The following is a 15,680-nucleotide window of genomic DNA, read 5'->3' on the forward strand; positions in this document are numbered from 1 at the left end:
GCTCGCCGCCCACTGCCCGGGGGCGGCGCAGGGCGTGTTCTACGGCCGTGGGCAGCGAGGCACGAGATTCCTTCGCCTCGGGCCCCGAGATCGCCGGGGTGCGGTCGACCCGGGTCACGCCGGTGGACAGTCCCCGCACGGAGCCGTTCTGCGTGTCGAACGGCCCCCTCTCGGTGGCGACCAGCAACACGAAGAGAGGGCGGTGAGGCGGCGCGAGGAGCCCCATCCCGGGTTTCACGACGTCCCGCGAGTCCACCGCGGGGTGTAGTCCTACAGCCGTAATTTGTCATCCGGCGGTTTGGCGTTTCGTTTCTTGTAGTGCGACCTGCGAGCCTGATACTGGTGAGATCTCCGCCACACGGACCATGCGAACGCTCTTTCCGGTGACGACAGTTGATCCCGCACCAGCTGGAGCAACAACTTCCTGACTTCCGGTACGGTCAGGGGGATGAGCTTCGGATCCCCTTTTTTCTCCCCCTCGGGCGGGGGAGCTTCGCACGGATTGCTGACACCACGGCCAGCGCCCACAGGCTTAGCGTCACGTGTCGGTACCACCCCGTCCAACTCCGGACCTCGTACTCGCCCAACCCGCAGCCCCCCTTCCCGAGCTCAAAGCACTCCTCGATCGCCCAACGGGTTCCGGCGACTCGCACCAGATCGCTGAGGGTCGTACTCGGTGGCCCACCGCAAGCGAAGTACGCCACCACGGTCGGGTCGGACACGTTCCGTCGGATCAACAGCCACCGCGTGCATTCCTTCGGTTCCGGAGAGTTCGTCCGAATCAACGCCCAGTCGTACACCCGCGGTCCCTTCGCACCCGTCCCGCAACTGAGACGGTGCCAATCACCCGCCGCCACCTCGGTAAGCAACGCCCGCACCCGAACCTGCCGAAAGCCCGCCCACACGGAGAAGTCCGTCCGCACCCCGACGACATACCCCAGGCCGTGGCCCTCGAGGGCCGTGCGGAACTGGTAATCGGGGCCGTAGACCGCGTCGGCCGTGACCCACTTCGCCGGCACCCCGGCCGCCACCGCCCGGGTGATCCTCCTCCGAGCCAGCACCAGCTTCGTGGCGAACGCCACCGTCTTCGGCACCCCAGCCGCCTTCCGCCGGTCCTTGTCCTGTGCCCATTCCTTCGGCAGGTAGAGCTCCCGGTCGATCAACGCCCGCCCCCGCGGCGTCGCGTAGCCGAGGAACACCCCGACCTGGCAGTTCTCGACCCGCCCCGCCGTTCCCGAGTACTGCCGGGCCACCCCACACGACTTCGTGCCCTTTTTGAGGAAGCCCGTCTCGTCCACTACGAGCACCCCGGCGGGGTCGCCCAGGTGCTCGGCCACGTACCGAGTCAGGTCATCCGGCACCGCATCCGCATCCCAGCCGGCGCGGGCCAGGAGGTGCTGGACGCCGTCCGGGGTTGGATCCCCGAGGTGCTCGGCCAGCTGCCAGCCGTTCTTCCGCTCGGTCTCGCTCAACAGTCCGCGTATGTAGCCCACGGCCCGCTCGCGTGGCTCACTCCGAGCGAAGTGTCGGCCGATCCGCTCCGCCACGACGGTGACTTCTTCCGCCCACCCCGCTACGTCCCGCTCCGTCGGTCGTCCTGACATGACTTCTTCCCCCAACGCATTCGCTGCGCAGGGGTAATTCTAGCTTCTACGGCTGTAGGACTAGACAGGTATGCCACCATGTGGGCTATTTCCGCCGGGCCGATCAGCCGCTGGAGCGGCGACGACGAGTGTTGCGGGGACCCGCTCCGGATGCTGAAGTGTACGTGCGCCCTATGTTCACGCACGAAGGTGGCGATCTACCGCCCGGAAAAGCGTAGCCCGATCCGTCTCACCCCCTGCTCGGGCGTAATTCGGTGAGCACCTTCTCAAGGTCCGTCAGGTTCACCGGCTTGACCAGGTGCCCGTCGCACCCGGCCTCCCGCGTCCGCGCCCGGTCGCTCTCCTGTCCCCATCCGGTCAGGGCGATGATCGTCATGTCGCGGCCCCACGCCTGCCCGCGGATCCGCCGCGTGGCGTCCAACCCGTTGAGCTTCGGCATCCCGATGTCCATGAGGACGACCTCGGGTCGGAACCGCTCCGCCTGCTCAACTGCTTCGAGCCCGTCGTGGGCGGTCGCGACCTCGCTGCCCAGGAGTTGGAGCATCTCGGCCAGCGACTCGGCCCCGTCGCGGTTGTCGTCCACCACCAGCACCCGCCGCTCCCGACTCGGCGTCGAGCGCTCGTCGTTCACCGCGTGTGCGGGCTCGGGTGCCGCCGGCTGGACCGGCAGGGTGACGACGAACGTGCTGCCCCGCCCCTGGCCCTCACTTCGGGCCTCGACGGTCCCGCCGTGCATCTCCACCAGCCCCTTGACGAGCGCCAGCCCGATCCCCAGCCCGCCGGCGCTCCGCTCGATCGAGCGGTCGACCTGCGAGAACATGTCGAAGATTGTCGGCAGGGCGCTCGCCGGGATGCCGATCCCGGTGTCCCGCACCGACACCGCGACGCCGCCCCCGGTCCGCTCGGCCGCCAGCCAGATCTTGCCGCCCCGGGTGGTGTACTTGGCGCTGTTGGTGAGCAGGTTCGAGAACACCTGCGACAGCCGCGTCGGGTCCGCGTCCAACAGCACCGGCCGCGCGGGGAGCGAGAGGGTCAGTTCGTGCCCCGCCGCGTCGAGGGCCGGTCGGGCCGTCTCGACCGCGCTGCCCACCACGTCGGCCAGCGCCACCCGGGCCCGCCGCAGCTCCATCTTGTTGCGTGTGATCCGGGAGATGTCGAGCAGGTCGTCGATCAACCGCACCATGTGCGTGAGCTGGCGGTCCATCATCGCCTGCGACCGCTCCCGCGCCGCCCGGTCCTCGGACAGCCGGATCACCTGCAACCCGTTGCGGATCGGGGCCAACGGGTTCCGCAGCTCGTGGGCCAGCAGCGCGATGAAGTCGTCCTTCTTCCGGTCCGCCTCCTTCAGTGCCGCCTCGGCCAGGATCCGCGCGGTGACGTCCTCGATGATCGCCGAGGCCCGCACCGGCCGCCCGTCCGGCGCCCGCACCATGGTGGCCGTCACCCGCACCCACACCACCTCGCCGCCCTTCCGCAGGTACCGCTTCTCGACCGCGTACTGGTCGACCTCGCCGGCCACCAGCGCCCGGAACCGCGCGGTGGCGTCGGCCCGCTCGTCCGGGTGGGTGAGCTCGCGGATGGTCATGCCGAGCAACTCGTCGGCCGCGTACCCCAGCAGCTCGCACAGCTTCGGGTTGACCCGCACCAGCCGCCCCGTCTCCGGCTCGGCCTGGGCCTTGCCCACCCCGGCCCCCTCGAACGTCGCCCGGAACTCGGCCTCGCTGGCCCGCAGCGCCTCCTCGGCCCGCTTCCGCTCGGTCACGTCGGCGGCCGTGCCGTGCATCCGCAGCGGCGCCCCCTCGGCGGCCCGCACCGGGCGGCCGGTGAACTCGACCCAGCGGAGCTCCCCGTCCGGGCGCCGCAGCCGCCCCTGGAAGTAGAACCGGTCGCCGGTCCGCACGGCCTGCTCGACGGCGTAGCCGAACGCCCCGGCGTCGTCGGGGTGTACGAACTCGGCCCGGAACCGGGCGGCGTTGACCGGGCCGGCCGACCGGTCGAGGCCGAAGATCTCGTAGGGCCGGTCGTTCTCCCACGTCACCCGGTCCTCGCTCACGTCCCACACCCACACGCCCAGCTCGGCCGCGTCGGCGGCCAGCCGCAGCAGCTCCTCGCTGTGGCGGAGGGACTCCTCGTGCCGCTTGCGGTCGGTCACGTCGCGGGTCGTGCCGGCGACCGCCTCGACCGCCCCGTCGGCCCCGAGCACCGGGACGAAGATGTAGTCGTAAACGCGGCGGCCGGTCGTGCCGGTGAACGGCACCTCGCCCCGGACCGGCGCCTTCGTTGCGCGGACCCGGTCGATCTCCCGGCCGTGCATCTCCGCGTGCCACGGCTCGTACCCGAGTTCGAGGCAGGTCCTGCCGATCGCCTCGTCCCAGGCCCGGCCCCACACGCGGAGGAGAGCCTCGTTGGCGTAGGTGAACCGGTGGTCGAGGTCGAACACGTACACCAGGTCCGGGGTGTTGTTCAGGGCCGCCTCGTACAGCCGCTTCCGCCGCTCGGACTCGGACGTCATCCGCGCCAGGTCCTGTTCCGCCCGCTTCTGGCCGGTGATGTCCTGGTGGACCAGCACGACCTCCCGCACGTGACCGGCCGCGTCCCTGAGCGGGTACGCCACGGCCGACACCCAGCGGTGCGGGTCGGCGTGGCGGGTGCGGCCGGGGATGGTCTCCTCCGGGTCGTACCGGACGGCCGGGATCGTCACGGCCTCCCCCGCGGCGGCGCGGCGGAGGAACGGGGCGACCCCCTTGGCCTCGAGCTGCGGGTCGGTCAGCAGGTTGTAGTCGCCGAGCTGGGCGAGGGTGAGACCCCACAGCTCCTCCCACGCCCGGTTGACCCCGAGCGTCCGCCCGTCGGGGGCGAACAACTGGACGCTGAACGGGGCCTGCTCGAAGAGCGCCCGGAACCGCCCCTCGCTCTCCCGCCGCGCGTCCTCCGCCCGCCGCCGGTCGGTCACGTCCGACGTGGCCCCGATCATCCGCACCGGCCTGCCGGCACCGTCCCGGACCACGTGCCCTGAGGAGTTGATCCAGCGGACCTCGCCGCCCTTCCGGACGATGCGGTACTCGATCCGGTACGGGGCGCCGCCGTCCACGCTGGCCCGGATCGCCGCGTGCGCCCGGTCCGCGTCCTCGGGGTGCAGGTGCCGGGCGAACATCCCGAGCGTGCCATCGAACTCGCCCGGCTCCATGCCGTAGAACCCGGCGACCTGATCCGACCACGTGACGAGGCCGGTGGCGACGTCCCAGTCCCACACGCCGATCCGGCCGGCGTCGAGCGCCAGGCGCAACCGCTCCTCGCTCCGCCGCAGCGCTTCTCGGCCGCGCTCGTCAGCGGTCGCGCCGCTCAGGGCCGGGTCCTTGACGTCGTCCACAGTCACCTCGACCGAGCACGCAACCGTACCCCGCCGAATCGATTCCGGCGTGTGGGAGAGGTGACATTTTAATCAGTGAGCGGCGGGGGTTCCAGCCGAGCGGTTCCGCGCGGTGTCGCACACGGCGGGCTGCGAGTAGTGGGTCCGGCAGTCGATGGTGACGTGACGCCAGAAATGAAAGTAGCCGGGGCTCGGGAACGTGTGCCTGAACACCGGCCGGACGACGCACGCCGATGCCGTACGAGAAGGCATGCGCTGTGCGCTCGGGCATCGGGCGGCCACCGCGCCTCCAGCCCCTCCTTCTCGATCTTCTCGACCGTCTTCGCGGTCAGGCCGAACTGCTCCTCGACCTCCCTGCCCGATGCGGCCACGCCCAGCCCACTGTCCTGAGCGGCAACCAGGGCGGCGAACACCTCGCGGCGCTCGACGGGGCTCGGTTCGGCCACCTGTCTGCTCCGCTCGGCTGGGGATGTCGCTTTCAGGGGCCGCGCCGCCACCAGCCACGGGAATCGCGTCGCGCCCGAGTCCGCATGCGAGTGACCTGCGTCTCGCGCGTCACTTCACCCCTGATACGACCACCACCGGAAACGAGAACCCCAACCCGCCGTCGTTCGTGGCCGCGATCCCGATGCGGTCGACGCCGACGTCCGCTGCGACCATCTCACGGAACGCATCGGCCCCGCCCGGACCCGGGAACGACCGGGAGAGCAACCCGTCGACTTTCACCGGGTAGCGGTAGAACTCCCGCCGCACGTCCGCCAGCCCAGCGAACAGGGCGTCGAATTCGGACAATCGCAGGGCGTGGGTGTGCGACGGGTCGCGGTGCTGCTCCAGCCGATCGTACAACTCCGCCTGGCCTGCCGACGTCGAAAACACGTCGCAGACAGTGACCCGGCCGCCGGACTCGCACGCCCGGACCATCTCGGCGAACACCCCCTTCGGGTCGGTGAAGTGGTGGAACGAGTACCGGGTGACGACCCGGGAGAACGAGCCGTCCGGGAATGGAAGGGGCTGCGCGTCGCCCCGGACCCACGTCAGGTTGGTCAGCCCGAGGGACTGCTGCCGCCGTTCGGCTTCCACGATCATCGCCGGGGTCAGGTCGATCCCGGTGACGTGTCGCGCGACCTTCGCCACCTCGCAGGCGACCAGGCCCGGCCCGCAGGCCACGTCGAGCACGGTGTCGTCGGCATTGATCCCGGCGGTCCGGATGAGGAGCCGGTGGAGGTCCGCGTCGTCGCGGGAGTGCATCTCCGAGAACGGCACCGCCTGCCGCGAGAACTGGTCCAGGATCAACTTCCGCTGCTCGTCCATGTGCTCTTCCCGCGTGATTTCTTGAGAGCCATTCTAGCGTTGGGTTCGTGCGAGGAGCTCGACCCCATCGTCTGCTCGCCGCAGCATGCGATCGCCGGGTTCGCCATCTGGTATTCTGCCTTCCGCGCTTGGAACGCATCACACGTCCTTACGGGTGGGAAGCTGCCCCGGCCGTCGGGTGGGGAAGGGTGCCAAGGCCGTTTCCGCCGCGCGGTTGGGGCTCTTCTTGACGAACGGAAGGTTGGTCAGGACCAGTGAGCACCGGTCGCCCGGGTCGGTCGCCAGCGAGTCCGGGTCCGACACTACAGGGCATCGGCTCGGCTCGCCGGCCCTACCGGACCCGCTCCGCACTCACGTTGAAGCAGTCCGCGTCGAGGTGCCCGACAATGCGTTCACCTCCCTGCTTAGAGTGATTGGGCGCCCACTATCGGCGAGGAAGGTATTCCACTCAGGTGAGGTGAGGTCCATCCGCAGGAGGGGGTTGTACTTATTCCGCGATGTTCCGGTCCCGAGCCAGCACCTTGCACACTCCGCGTTCCCCCGTCGAGGCCGCCGCACGCGGTGGTCGAGGCCCTGGCGTAGCTGAGGCCCCGCCCACGGTCTGGTTGCGGTCGCCGGGCGGGCGGACCGGGTGCGGGGCCGACGTGATGGCGGTGGTCGCCGCGGCGGGGTACAGACATGCACAAGGAGGTGCTCCGGGCGCTCAAGGCGGTGGGGAAGCGGCACGGACCGGGCACGGTGGCGAAGGCGCTCGCCGATCTGACTGTGTTGTAGGCTCCGACCCAGGCGGTGATCGGGGCCGCCTGCTGGCTGTACAGCGCGCCATGCCCTACGAACGGGAGCACCAGCACGAGCCCGTTCGGGAGGTTCGCGTTGGTGCCGCCCGGCGCGATCATGGCCGGGGGCAGGCCCATGTGGACGTCGGCGAACGAGTGGCACGCCAGCGCCAGCTGCTTCAGGTTGGGTGGCACCGCCGACGCCATGGAACAGCAGGATGTAGGCGGTCATGGGTTTCGGCATGCGGCCGTTGTGCCGGGTTGCTGGCGCGCAGCGGGATCGCCGGCCGATGGGGCTGCCGGGACCGGCGGATGGTACCCACCTTACCAGGCCGTGGGAAGCCGAGTTCCCGCGTCGGTCAACCGACATCGTTCCTTGAGGACAAATCGCGGACACCGACCGGGGCCGGGTTCCTGTTCGGCGGTGAATCACGAGTCGCCGGGCCCGCCGGTTCCGGGCTCGGTGAACTTTACCGGTTCTGGTCCGCAGGTTGCATGGACTCTGGCAGAACAGCCTGCCACACCCTCAAGGAGGAGGTCACCATGCTCGTGCTCACCCGCAAGACCGGCCAAGAAATCATCATCGACGGCAACATCCGCATCACGGTGACCTCCTGTGGCGATGGTCGCGTGAAGCTCGGCATCTCGGCCCCGGCCCACATCAAAGTCGACCGCGCTGAAATCGCCGCCCGCATTGCGGCGGAAGAGGCCGGTTGCGTCGTGGAACTCGCCTGCCGTTGACGCCCAGCAGCTCCCGCCTTCTACCCGGCCCTCTCGGACGCGCGCCATGACGGCGCAGTGCGTTGCGCGGGCACGGATGTCTTCGCTCGGGTGGACTCCCCGCCGTTGGGCCTTTATTGGCCTGTCGGCGGGGTTGTCGTTTTCCTGCCCTCCATTTTCGAAGCCTCCCGAAGCAACCCGTCAACAGTGCCGACACATGGCTCAGAAGGCCGCTGCCCCCGCTCGCGCTCCCGAGTTGGACCGGCGGCCGCGACGCCCGTACCATCGCCGCCGGTGGCAAAGGGCGGTCCCCACCGGACGGACGACTTCTGCCAGCCACTGCCCAGGTGTAAGCATGAAGGCGATCATCTCAGCGGCGCTGATACTCGGGGTGTGCGGCCTCGCTCGGGCGGAGGACAAAGCGCACCCGGTCGGCGCGTGGACGTGCGAGTACGCGATCGGCGACGTGAAGCGGACGGCCGAGTTGACGGTCAAGAAGGACGGCGACAAGCTCGTCGGGACGATGAGTTGGCCGGACCAGAAGGACGATGAACTCGAGGACGTGAAGCTGAAGGACGGAACGCTCACGTTCCCCGCAGTCCGGAAATTCATGCACCTGGAGATCCCCCTCGCGTTCAAGCTGGTGGTCGAGAGGGACACGTTTAAGGGGAACGCCTCGGCTGATGTCGGGGGCAACAAGCAAGAGTTCGACATCGAGGGGAAGCGGGAGAAGAGGTAAGGGCGATCCCCTGCGAGGCCGGGCTCTCCACGGCTCCGCGTTCGCTTTGGCCGGTACTCGGTGTCGGGGTCGATTTCGGTGCAGGCGATGACCTTGGCGTCGTCGTTGAAGTACTGCTGTACTTCCGTCTCGGCTGTGTCGCGCCCGACGTACATCCCGCCCTTGTCCTTCTTGAAATCGACTCGGGCCGCGCGGGTGAACGCCTTGCCGGTCTTGACCGACGGGCCCAGCTCCGCCTTCGGATGCTTCGCCCACAACTCCGCCACCGCCTCCGTGAAGTCTTTAGTTGCGCCAGAACAGCTCGACGAGCGGGGACTCAAAGCCGCCAAGTCGCGTTCGGGTGCCGGCCCGCAGCGCCTTCACCTCGTCCGCCACAGCCACGCGGCGAACGCGCCCGCGAGCGCCAGGTCGGGCAGGCCGATCAACCCGGCCGTCACCGGCAGCTCTTCATTCCACCACAGTGCCAACAGGATCACCGCGAACGTCGCCTTGCCCGCCGCCCCGACGGCCATGAACGTTCGGTCCGCCCTCCCCGTCCAGCCCATCCAGAAGTAGGCGATCCCGAACAGCGGCAGCCACGCGGTCAGCACCCACAGGTACAACGGGTACGCGTCGGGGAGGCCGACCGTGTCGCGGAGGTACGGGAAGGAGGGCGCGAACACGGCGGTGCCGCCGAGGTTCATCGGGCCGCACGCCATCAGCAGCCACCGCATCCCGCGGCCAAGGCGGTTCTGCTCCACTGACGTCCTCCGCTCGCCCGATCCACCTGCATACCCTCACTCCTTCGGCGGCACCACCGGGAGCGGGACCGGTCGGGGAGCCGCCGGGGGCGGCAGGAGCACCCGCTTGAACCCCTCGACCGCGAGCGTCCGGGTCCGCACCAACTCGCCGCTCCTGGACACCTCGTACGCCCGCCCAAACTCGACCCCGTAGCTGGTCCCGAACCGCGCCCCTTCGACCCGGGCCGGGGGCACCGGCACCGCGCCGCCGGGAGCCGGGAGCACCGGCAGCGCGGGCGGGTCGCGTACTTCTGTCCCGTTGCCGAACTGGTACGCGCCGTCCGTCACCGTCGTGCGGAACGTCACCCGCAGACGCTCGGTCTCGGCCACCCACGTCACGACCATGACCTCGGCCGTCTCCTGCGGGCCGGTCGGCTTGCCGTCCCCGAGCGCCTTCTTCCGCGCCGCCTCCATCCCCGCGTCGACCGCCTCCCGCTGAGCGTCCGCGTACTCCCGGTGCGTCTTCTTGAGCCGCTCGACCGCCGCCGCCACGTCCAGCGGGTACTCCTTCGTGCCGTCCAGCACCTTCACCTTCGTGGCCACGAACCCCTCGCTCGGGGGCGACCCCGCCCCGTCGTTGACCTCTACCTCGACCAGCGCGTACGCGGTTCCCACGCCGGCGGCCTTGGCGGTCTTGGGGTTGGCCATGTTGAGGGCCGGGAAGACGGCCTTCTTGTCCCCCTTCACGCCCACGGGGAGGGTCAGGTTGGTGATGAGCGGGTTCCCGTGGGCGGGCAGGTACACCCACCGGTAGCTCATCCCGTCGCGGCCGAACCCCAGCGCGTCCGGCGGACCGCTCCGCCCGTCCATCGCCACTGCGGCAGCGACGTCGGACGCGAGGACGCCGACCGCGGTGCCGGGGAGCGGCTGGTGGCGGCCCGTCGGGAGGAAGGCGGCCCGTTCGGAGACCGCCTCGTCGGGCGGGAGGTCGGCTGGCGCGGGAGCCGCGGCGGCAGCCGAGGCGGCGACGAGCGCGACGAGCAGGGTGCGGGGCATACGTGTTCCAGTCGTGAGGGCGGGCGGCGTTCAGCGTACCACGGCGGCCCCGGCCGTGTCACGCGGCTACCGCCGCGGGCGGACGCCGGGTTCGCGGCGCTCCCGGCCCAGGTCCACAGGGTGCTGGGGCCGGGGCCCACGCGAAGTTGTTGATGTGTCGCGCGACGGGGCGTTCGCGGAGGAGCAAACCCTGCACCCTCTGCTTGAAGAGGTCCCCACGAACAATAGACCCTCGGTCACCGGCGCCAAAATTGGTGCACACGGCGGGTTGGACCACAACCGGGACGCGCGGCACGGCGACGTGTGGTGGGCAATTCCGGATCAAATTTTGCCGGGGCTTGTACCCTTAGTCGCAACAGGCGCAACTAGGTTGACAGGGGACGGCTTCAGGGGCGTGGCATGGATCAGTCGTTGCTTGCGGAACTCATCCAGTGCCACCAGGGCGAACTTTACCGGTACCTCCGGTACCTGGGATGCCGGTCCGCCGCCACGGCCGAAGACCTCGTCCAGGATACGTTCGTGGCCGCCCTCCAGTCCGACGGCCCGACCTGCGGAGACGCCCCCGGGCAGGCGGCCTGGCTCCGCGGGGTGGCCCGCAACCTGTTCCTGGCCCACTGCCGGCGGGAGCGGAACGCCCCGGTCCGGACCGACGCCGACTCACTGCGGCTCGCCGAGCGGGTGTGGGCCGACGAGTTCCTCAGGGACGGCGACGGGTACGACTACGTCGCCGCCCTCCGCCAGTGCTTGGAGCGGCTGCCACCCGCCACGCGCGAGTTGCTCGTCCAGCGGTACACGGTCGGCCTGTCCCGGCACCAGTTGGCCGCCGCCCGCCGGTTGACCGCGGACGGGGTCAAGGCCGCCCTGCGCCGGACCCGCGGGGTGCTGGCCGCCTGCATCCGCCGCCGCCTCGAGGTCGAACCCCGATGACTCCGTCCGACCGCTGGCGGGACCGCCTGATCGAAACCCTGCTCCGGGAGGAGCTCGGGGGCGACGCCCCGCCCGACGTGAGCGCCCGGGTCGCGGCCGCCGGCTCCCCACGGCCCGCCCTCCGCCCGACCCGCCGCCGAACCGCCTGGGCGGCGGCCGGGCTGGCGGCCGCCGCGGCGGTCCTGGCGGTGGCGACCTTCTGGACCCGGGACGCGTCACCCTTCGCCGGGCCGGGCGTCCAAGTCGAGGGCGGTCGCCTCCTCCGCGGGGCCACGGTTCGCACCGGCGGCCGACCGGGCGAACTCCGCCTCGGCGGCTACTGCCGTCTCGACATGCGGCCCAACACCGTCCTCGAGCTCGGCGGTGAACCGGGGAACGAACGGGTGGAGCTGACGGCCGGCCAGGTCGTGTGCGAGGTGACCCCGGGCCGGGGCGGGTTCGGGGTCCGCACCCCCCACGCCCGGGTGGACGCACTCGGGACGACCTTCTCGGTGTGGGTCCAGACCGGGCGGGCCGGGCCGGCCGGGCGGGTGACCGACTGGACGGTCGTCGGGGTCAAAGACGGCCGGGTGTCGGTCGGGGGTGACTGGGGTTCGGCCGATCTCGGGCCGGGCGACCTCCGCCGGTTCCCGCCCCCGATTGAGCCGTTCGCCGCCCGGGTGGCCGCTCTCCCCCTGGCCGCCCGCGGGGCGGCCGTGGCCGCCCGGTTGAGGGAGCTGAACCCGGGGTTCGACGGCCGGCACACCGCCGTCGTGCTCGAGGGGGAGGTCCGCGAGTTCACGGTCCGGACCGACGCCATCACGGACCTCGAACCGCTCCGCGCGCTCCCGTACCTGTGGACGGTGAACCTGACCCCCACGCCCGGCAGCCGCGGCCAGGTTACGAGCCTGGCCCCCCTGTCCGAACACTGGGAGTTGATCACCCTCATCGCCCCGGACCAGCCGATCGAGGACCTCAGCCCTCTCGTGGGTAAGCCGCTCACGGTCGCCATGCTCAGTAACACAGCGGTCCGGGACCTGTCCCCGCTCCGGGGAAGCCCGGTCAAGGTGCTTCACGTCAACAACGCCCCGATCGGGGACCTGGTCCCGCTCCAGGGGCTCCCCCTCACCGAGCTGGCGTGCGTCTTCGACGCCGCGCCCGAACGGGACCTGTCGCCCGTTGAGGGCTGCCCTCTCAATCGCCTTTGGTGCAGCTTGCCAGGCGAGCGGAACCGCGAGGTCTTGCGCCGGATGCCCACCCTGCGGACGGTCAACGACCGACCGAGGGCCGAGGCGGTCGGCCCGTGACGCTCGAGGGCGTCACCACGTGCCGTGGCCCTTGGCGGGGGCGAATCATTCGGAGCGGGCATTGCGCTGAGAAATAGCCCCGCCGAAGTCACCCGCAAGCCGCGCCGGCAACGCGCACACCTTCCCGGACCCCTCCGCGGCTGCCGGGCGATCGGCCGCCCCCGGCCGGCGGATCGTCCCGTCTGGCCGACGGGGACTGCGGGGCGGGACAATCCGCCGGAACTTTTTGCACCCTTTCGTGACCCCCGCGCAACTGAACTTGGTGTGGACTCCCTCCGGCGAGCTGAAGTGCCTCGTCCCCGCACGGCCCACACGGGCCCACACGAACGGGTCGAAACGATCCGATCGACTCACACCCACCACCACGGACCCGGGGCCTGTTACTTTCGACCGTGAGTGCCCCCCAGTCTGGTAACCGACGATGTTCGCGGGCTGAGCCTGGACAGCGATAGGTGTTGACGCTCTGGCCCTCCGTTTTCACCCACCCACGATCTCCCACCCCACCCACGACTTCATGATCCAGCAACCGTCTCACAAGAACGCCCGGCGGACGGCCACCGGGGAAGGGGCGGCGGGCCTCCTCCTTCCCGGCGGTCGGCGCTTCCCTGCTAGCTGGCTCCCGTTGTTGCTGGTATTGGCCACCGCCCGACCCGGTCCGGCCGCAGACCCGCCGCCGACCGGCCGCGACGCGGCCCGGGACCGGGTTTACCAGGAGCGCGTCCGGCCGTTTCTCAAACAGCACTGCCTGAAGTGCCACGACGCGACGACGGCCCGGGCCGGGTTCCGGATCGACGACCTCGGGACCGACTTCCTCGCCGGCAAGACGGCCGACCACTGGAAGGAGGTGATCGACAACATCAACCTCGGGACCATGCCCCCCAAGAAGGAGCCGCGGCCGGACCCGAAGGCCGCGTTCGAGGTCGTCGAGTGGGTGACCGGCGAGCTGCGGGCGGCCGAGAAGGCGGCCAAGAACGCCGGCGGGCGGAACCGGATGCGGCGGCTCAACCGGACCGAGTACGCGAACACCGTCCGCGACCTGTTCGGGCTGGACGAGAACTTCGCCCGGACGGTCGAGACCGAGTTGCCGATGGACGGCAAGGTCGAGGGGTTCGACCGCGGGTCGGCGTCCCTGTTCGTCGACGAGGGCCAACTGACCCGGTACCTGGAGGTGGCCGACCTGGTGCTCGACCGGGGGCCGTTCGCCCCGAAGCCGGTGGTCGCCAACGTGCGGTTCCACCCGGCCACCGACGCCCGGGAGACGGCCGCGTTCAAGGACGCGGACGGGACGTTCCAGAACAAGGACCTGTCCCTGGCCGAGATCACCGCCCTCCGCCCGCGGTACTTCCGGATCGGGCTGGAGGACCCGGAGTGGGACACGTCCAAGAAGGGCCGGTACGTCCCGCACGGGCCGAACACCTTCGAGGCCAAGGCCGGCGGGGTCGAGTACGTGTCCGGCGGCCCGTACCACCGGCCCCCGCACTACAAGAGTCTCCACAAGAAGAACGACTGGATGGAGAAGCACGTCCGCGCGGACGGGTGGTACCGGCTCCGCCTCCGGGCCGGGGCGTTCCCGGGCACCGGGGCGACCGCCCTGGACGAGGTCAAGGTGCTGTTCGAGTACGCCCACGGCACCCCGGTGGCGACCAGCCACACGTTCGTTATCGGCGCCCCGCTCGACGCCCCGAAGGACTACGAGGCCCTGGTCTACCTCCGCCGCGGGTCGGCCGAACTGAAGCTCTCGTGGGAGCTCGGCTGGAACGGCCCCCCCGGTGAGATCGTCACCCGGAACCCGGCCTGGCAGAAGCCGACGTGGCAGCCGGTGCTGGCGGCCGGCGACCTCCAGCGGGCGCTCGCCGAGAAGAAGCCGGCGGCGGAGGTCGCCGCGCTCCGCAAGAAGGTGGAGGAGGCCCACGCGAAGGCCCGGCGGGTGATCGAGGAGGAGTTCACCGGCGAGATGTACGTGTTCGACGAGAAGTACAAGGACCGGGCGGCCCTCCCCCGCTTCCGGGTCGAGTCGATGGGCTTCGAGGGCCCGGTCGTGGAGTGGCCCCCGAAGGGGCACAAGGAGCTGTTCTTCGCCGGCGCCGACCGGGCCGACGACGCCTACCTGACGGAGATCTTCGCCCGCTTCCTCCCCCGGGCGTACCGGCGGCCGGTCGCCCCGGCCGAGGTGGCCGAGGTCGTCGGGTGGGTCGCGAAGGAGCGGGCCGCGCGCAAGCTGTCGTTCCCGGCCGCCGTCCGGGCCGGAGTCAAGGCTGTCCTCTGCTCGCCCGGGTTCCTGTACCTCCAGGAGCCCGCCGGCCCCCGCCGCCTGACCGACCAAGAGCTGGCGGTCCGGCTCGCGTACTTCCTGTGGAGCACCGCCCCGGACGCCGAGTTGACCCGCGCGGCTGCGGCCGGCAAGCTCCGCGACCCGGCCGCGGTCCGGGCCCAGGTCAAGCGGATGCTGGCCGACCCGAAGGCCGCCGAGTTCGCCCGGAACTTCGCCGGCCAGTGGCTCCGGGTCCGAGACTTCGACGGGGTGACGACCGACCGGGACATCTACAAGCAGTACGACGACGACCTGAAGGCCGCGTCGCGGCGGGAGCCGATCGAGTTCTTCGCTGAGGTCGTCCGGTCCGACCTGCCGGTGCTGAGCTTCCTCGACAGCAACTTCGCGGTGGTGAACGAGCGGCTGGCCGGGCACTACGGCATCGCCGGGGTGAAGGGGCCGGAGTTCCGCACGGTTCCGCTCGCGCCGGAGCACCACCGGGGCGGGGTCCTCGGCATGGCCGGCGTGCTGGCCTACCTGTCCGACGGGGCGCGGACCCTGCCGGTCCGCCGCGGGGCGTACGTGCTGGATACGCTGTGGAACGCCCCGCCCCCGCCCCCGCCGCCCAACGCCGGCGACCTGCCGGTCGTCAAGGGGCAGAAGCTCACCGTCCGGCAGCGGCTGGAGCACCACCGGGAGTTGCCCAACTGCGCGAGCTGCCACGCCAAGATCGACCCGCTCGGGCTGGCCCTGGAGAACTACGACGCGGTCGGGGCGTGGCGGACCCGGCAGAACGGCGAGGGCCACTTCCACGGCCGGCCGGGCGACCCGCCGATCGACCCCGCTGGTGCCCTGCCCGGCGGCCGTTCGTTCCAGGACCTGACCGGGTTCAAGGCCGCCCTGCTGGCCGAGAAGGACCGG

Annotated in this window: 11 protein-coding genes; 5 read left to right on the forward strand and 6 right to left on the reverse strand. The window is 70.8% G+C overall.

Annotation, left to right across the window (positions count from 1 at the left end):
- Positions 1-440 precede the first annotated feature (440 nt).
- From ACTIGN_RS06120 to ACTIGN_RS06135, 4 genes are all read right to left on the reverse strand, one after another.
- Entirely contained in the window at positions 441-1,604 is a 1,164-nt protein-coding gene (locus tag ACTIGN_RS06120) for an IS701 family transposase (RefSeq protein WP_439621925.1), read from the reverse strand.
- A 229-nt stretch (positions 1,605-1,833) separates the two neighbouring features.
- Positions 1,834-4,974 carry a hybrid sensor histidine kinase/response regulator gene (locus ACTIGN_RS06125; protein ID WP_439621926.1) on the reverse strand — a complete coding sequence of 1,047 codons (3,141 nt, stop codon included), beginning with the start codon at positions 4,972-4,974 and terminating at the stop codon, positions 1,834-1,836.
- A 555-nt stretch (positions 4,975-5,529) separates the two neighbouring features.
- Positions 5,530-6,285, reverse strand: coding sequence for a class I SAM-dependent methyltransferase (locus tag ACTIGN_RS06130; RefSeq protein WP_439621927.1), 756 nt, complete (start codon positions 6,283-6,285; stop codon positions 5,530-5,532).
- Positions 6,286-6,689: 404 nt separating this feature from the next.
- Positions 6,690-7,268 (reverse strand): DUF1559 family PulG-like putative transporter, encoded by a 579-nt coding sequence (locus ACTIGN_RS06135; protein WP_439621928.1) that lies wholly within the window; start codon positions 7,266-7,268, stop codon positions 6,690-6,692.
- Positions 7,269-7,604: 336 nt separating this feature from the next.
- Here ACTIGN_RS06135 and ACTIGN_RS06140 point away from each other — a divergent pair, with 336 nt between their 5' ends.
- Together ACTIGN_RS06140 and ACTIGN_RS06145 are read left to right on the forward strand one after the other, a co-directional pair.
- Positions 7,605-7,802 carry a carbon storage regulator gene (locus ACTIGN_RS06140; protein WP_439621929.1) on the forward strand — a complete coding sequence of 66 codons (198 nt, stop codon included), beginning with the start codon at positions 7,605-7,607 and terminating at the stop codon, positions 7,800-7,802.
- Between the two features lie 334 nt (positions 7,803-8,136).
- Positions 8,137-8,520: a hypothetical protein gene (locus ACTIGN_RS06145; RefSeq protein WP_439621930.1), complete on the forward strand. Its 384-nt coding sequence runs from the start codon at positions 8,137-8,139 to the stop codon at positions 8,518-8,520.
- A gap of 359 nt (positions 8,521-8,879) precedes the next feature.
- Here ACTIGN_RS06145 and ACTIGN_RS06150 read toward each other — a convergent pair whose 3' ends face one another.
- Both ACTIGN_RS06150 and ACTIGN_RS06155 read right to left on the reverse strand, forming a co-directional pair.
- Positions 8,880-9,260 (reverse strand): hypothetical protein, encoded by a 381-nt coding sequence (locus tag ACTIGN_RS06150; RefSeq protein WP_439621931.1) that lies wholly within the window; start codon positions 9,258-9,260, stop codon positions 8,880-8,882.
- A 36-nt stretch (positions 9,261-9,296) separates the two neighbouring features.
- Positions 9,297-10,295, reverse strand: coding sequence for a hypothetical protein (locus tag ACTIGN_RS06155; protein ID WP_439621932.1), 999 nt, complete (start codon positions 10,293-10,295; stop codon positions 9,297-9,299).
- A gap of 399 nt (positions 10,296-10,694) precedes the next feature.
- Between ACTIGN_RS06155 and ACTIGN_RS06160 the strand changes: the two genes are divergently transcribed.
- The 3 genes from ACTIGN_RS06160 to ACTIGN_RS06170 form a co-directional block, all read left to right on the forward strand.
- Positions 10,695-11,222, forward strand: coding sequence for an RNA polymerase sigma factor (locus tag ACTIGN_RS06160; protein WP_439621933.1), 528 nt, complete (start codon positions 10,695-10,697; stop codon positions 11,220-11,222).
- Positions 11,219-12,508, forward strand: a complete 1,290-nt coding sequence (locus tag ACTIGN_RS06165; RefSeq protein WP_439621934.1) for a FecR domain-containing protein — start codon at positions 11,219-11,221, stop codon at positions 12,506-12,508. Before ACTIGN_RS06160 ends, ACTIGN_RS06165 begins: the two co-directional genes overlap by 4 nt.
- Positions 12,509-13,142: 634 nt before the next feature.
- Positions 13,143-15,680, forward strand: a 2,538-nt coding sequence (locus tag ACTIGN_RS06170) for a DUF1592 domain-containing protein (RefSeq protein WP_439621935.1), incomplete at its 3' end; no start/stop codon positions are given.

The sequence above is a fragment of the Gemmata sp. genome (assembly GCF_051859125.1).
In the GTDB taxonomy this organism is placed as follows: Bacteria; Planctomycetota; Planctomycetia; order Gemmatales; family Gemmataceae; genus Gemmata.

Bases quoted from the DNA above. Each gene is read 5' to 3' on its own strand.
- ACTIGN_RS06130 (WP_439621927.1), bottom strand. From the start codon at position 6,285: ATGGACGAGCAGCGGAAGTTGATCCTGGACCAGTTCTCGCGGCAGGCG.
- ACTIGN_RS06145 (WP_439621930.1), top strand. From the start codon at position 8,137: ATGAAGGCGATCATCTCAGCGGCGCTGATACTCGGGGTGTGCGGCCTC.
- ACTIGN_RS06135 (WP_439621928.1), bottom strand. From the start codon at position 7,268: ATGGCGTCGGCGGTGCCACCCAACCTGAAGCAGCTGGCGCTGGCGTGC.
- ACTIGN_RS06160 (WP_439621933.1), top strand. From the start codon at position 10,695: ATGGATCAGTCGTTGCTTGCGGAACTCATCCAGTGCCACCAGGGCGAA.
- ACTIGN_RS06120 (WP_439621925.1), bottom strand. From the start codon at position 1,604: ATGTCAGGACGACCGACGGAGCGGGACGTAGCGGGGTGGGCGGAAGAA.
- ACTIGN_RS06140 (WP_439621929.1), top strand. From the start codon at position 7,605: ATGCTCGTGCTCACCCGCAAGACCGGCCAAGAAATCATCATCGACGGC.
- ACTIGN_RS06155 (WP_439621932.1), bottom strand. From the start codon at position 10,295: ATGCCCCGCACCCTGCTCGTCGCGCTCGTCGCCGCCTCGGCTGCCGCC.
- ACTIGN_RS06165 (WP_439621934.1), top strand. From the start codon at position 11,219: ATGACTCCGTCCGACCGCTGGCGGGACCGCCTGATCGAAACCCTGCTC.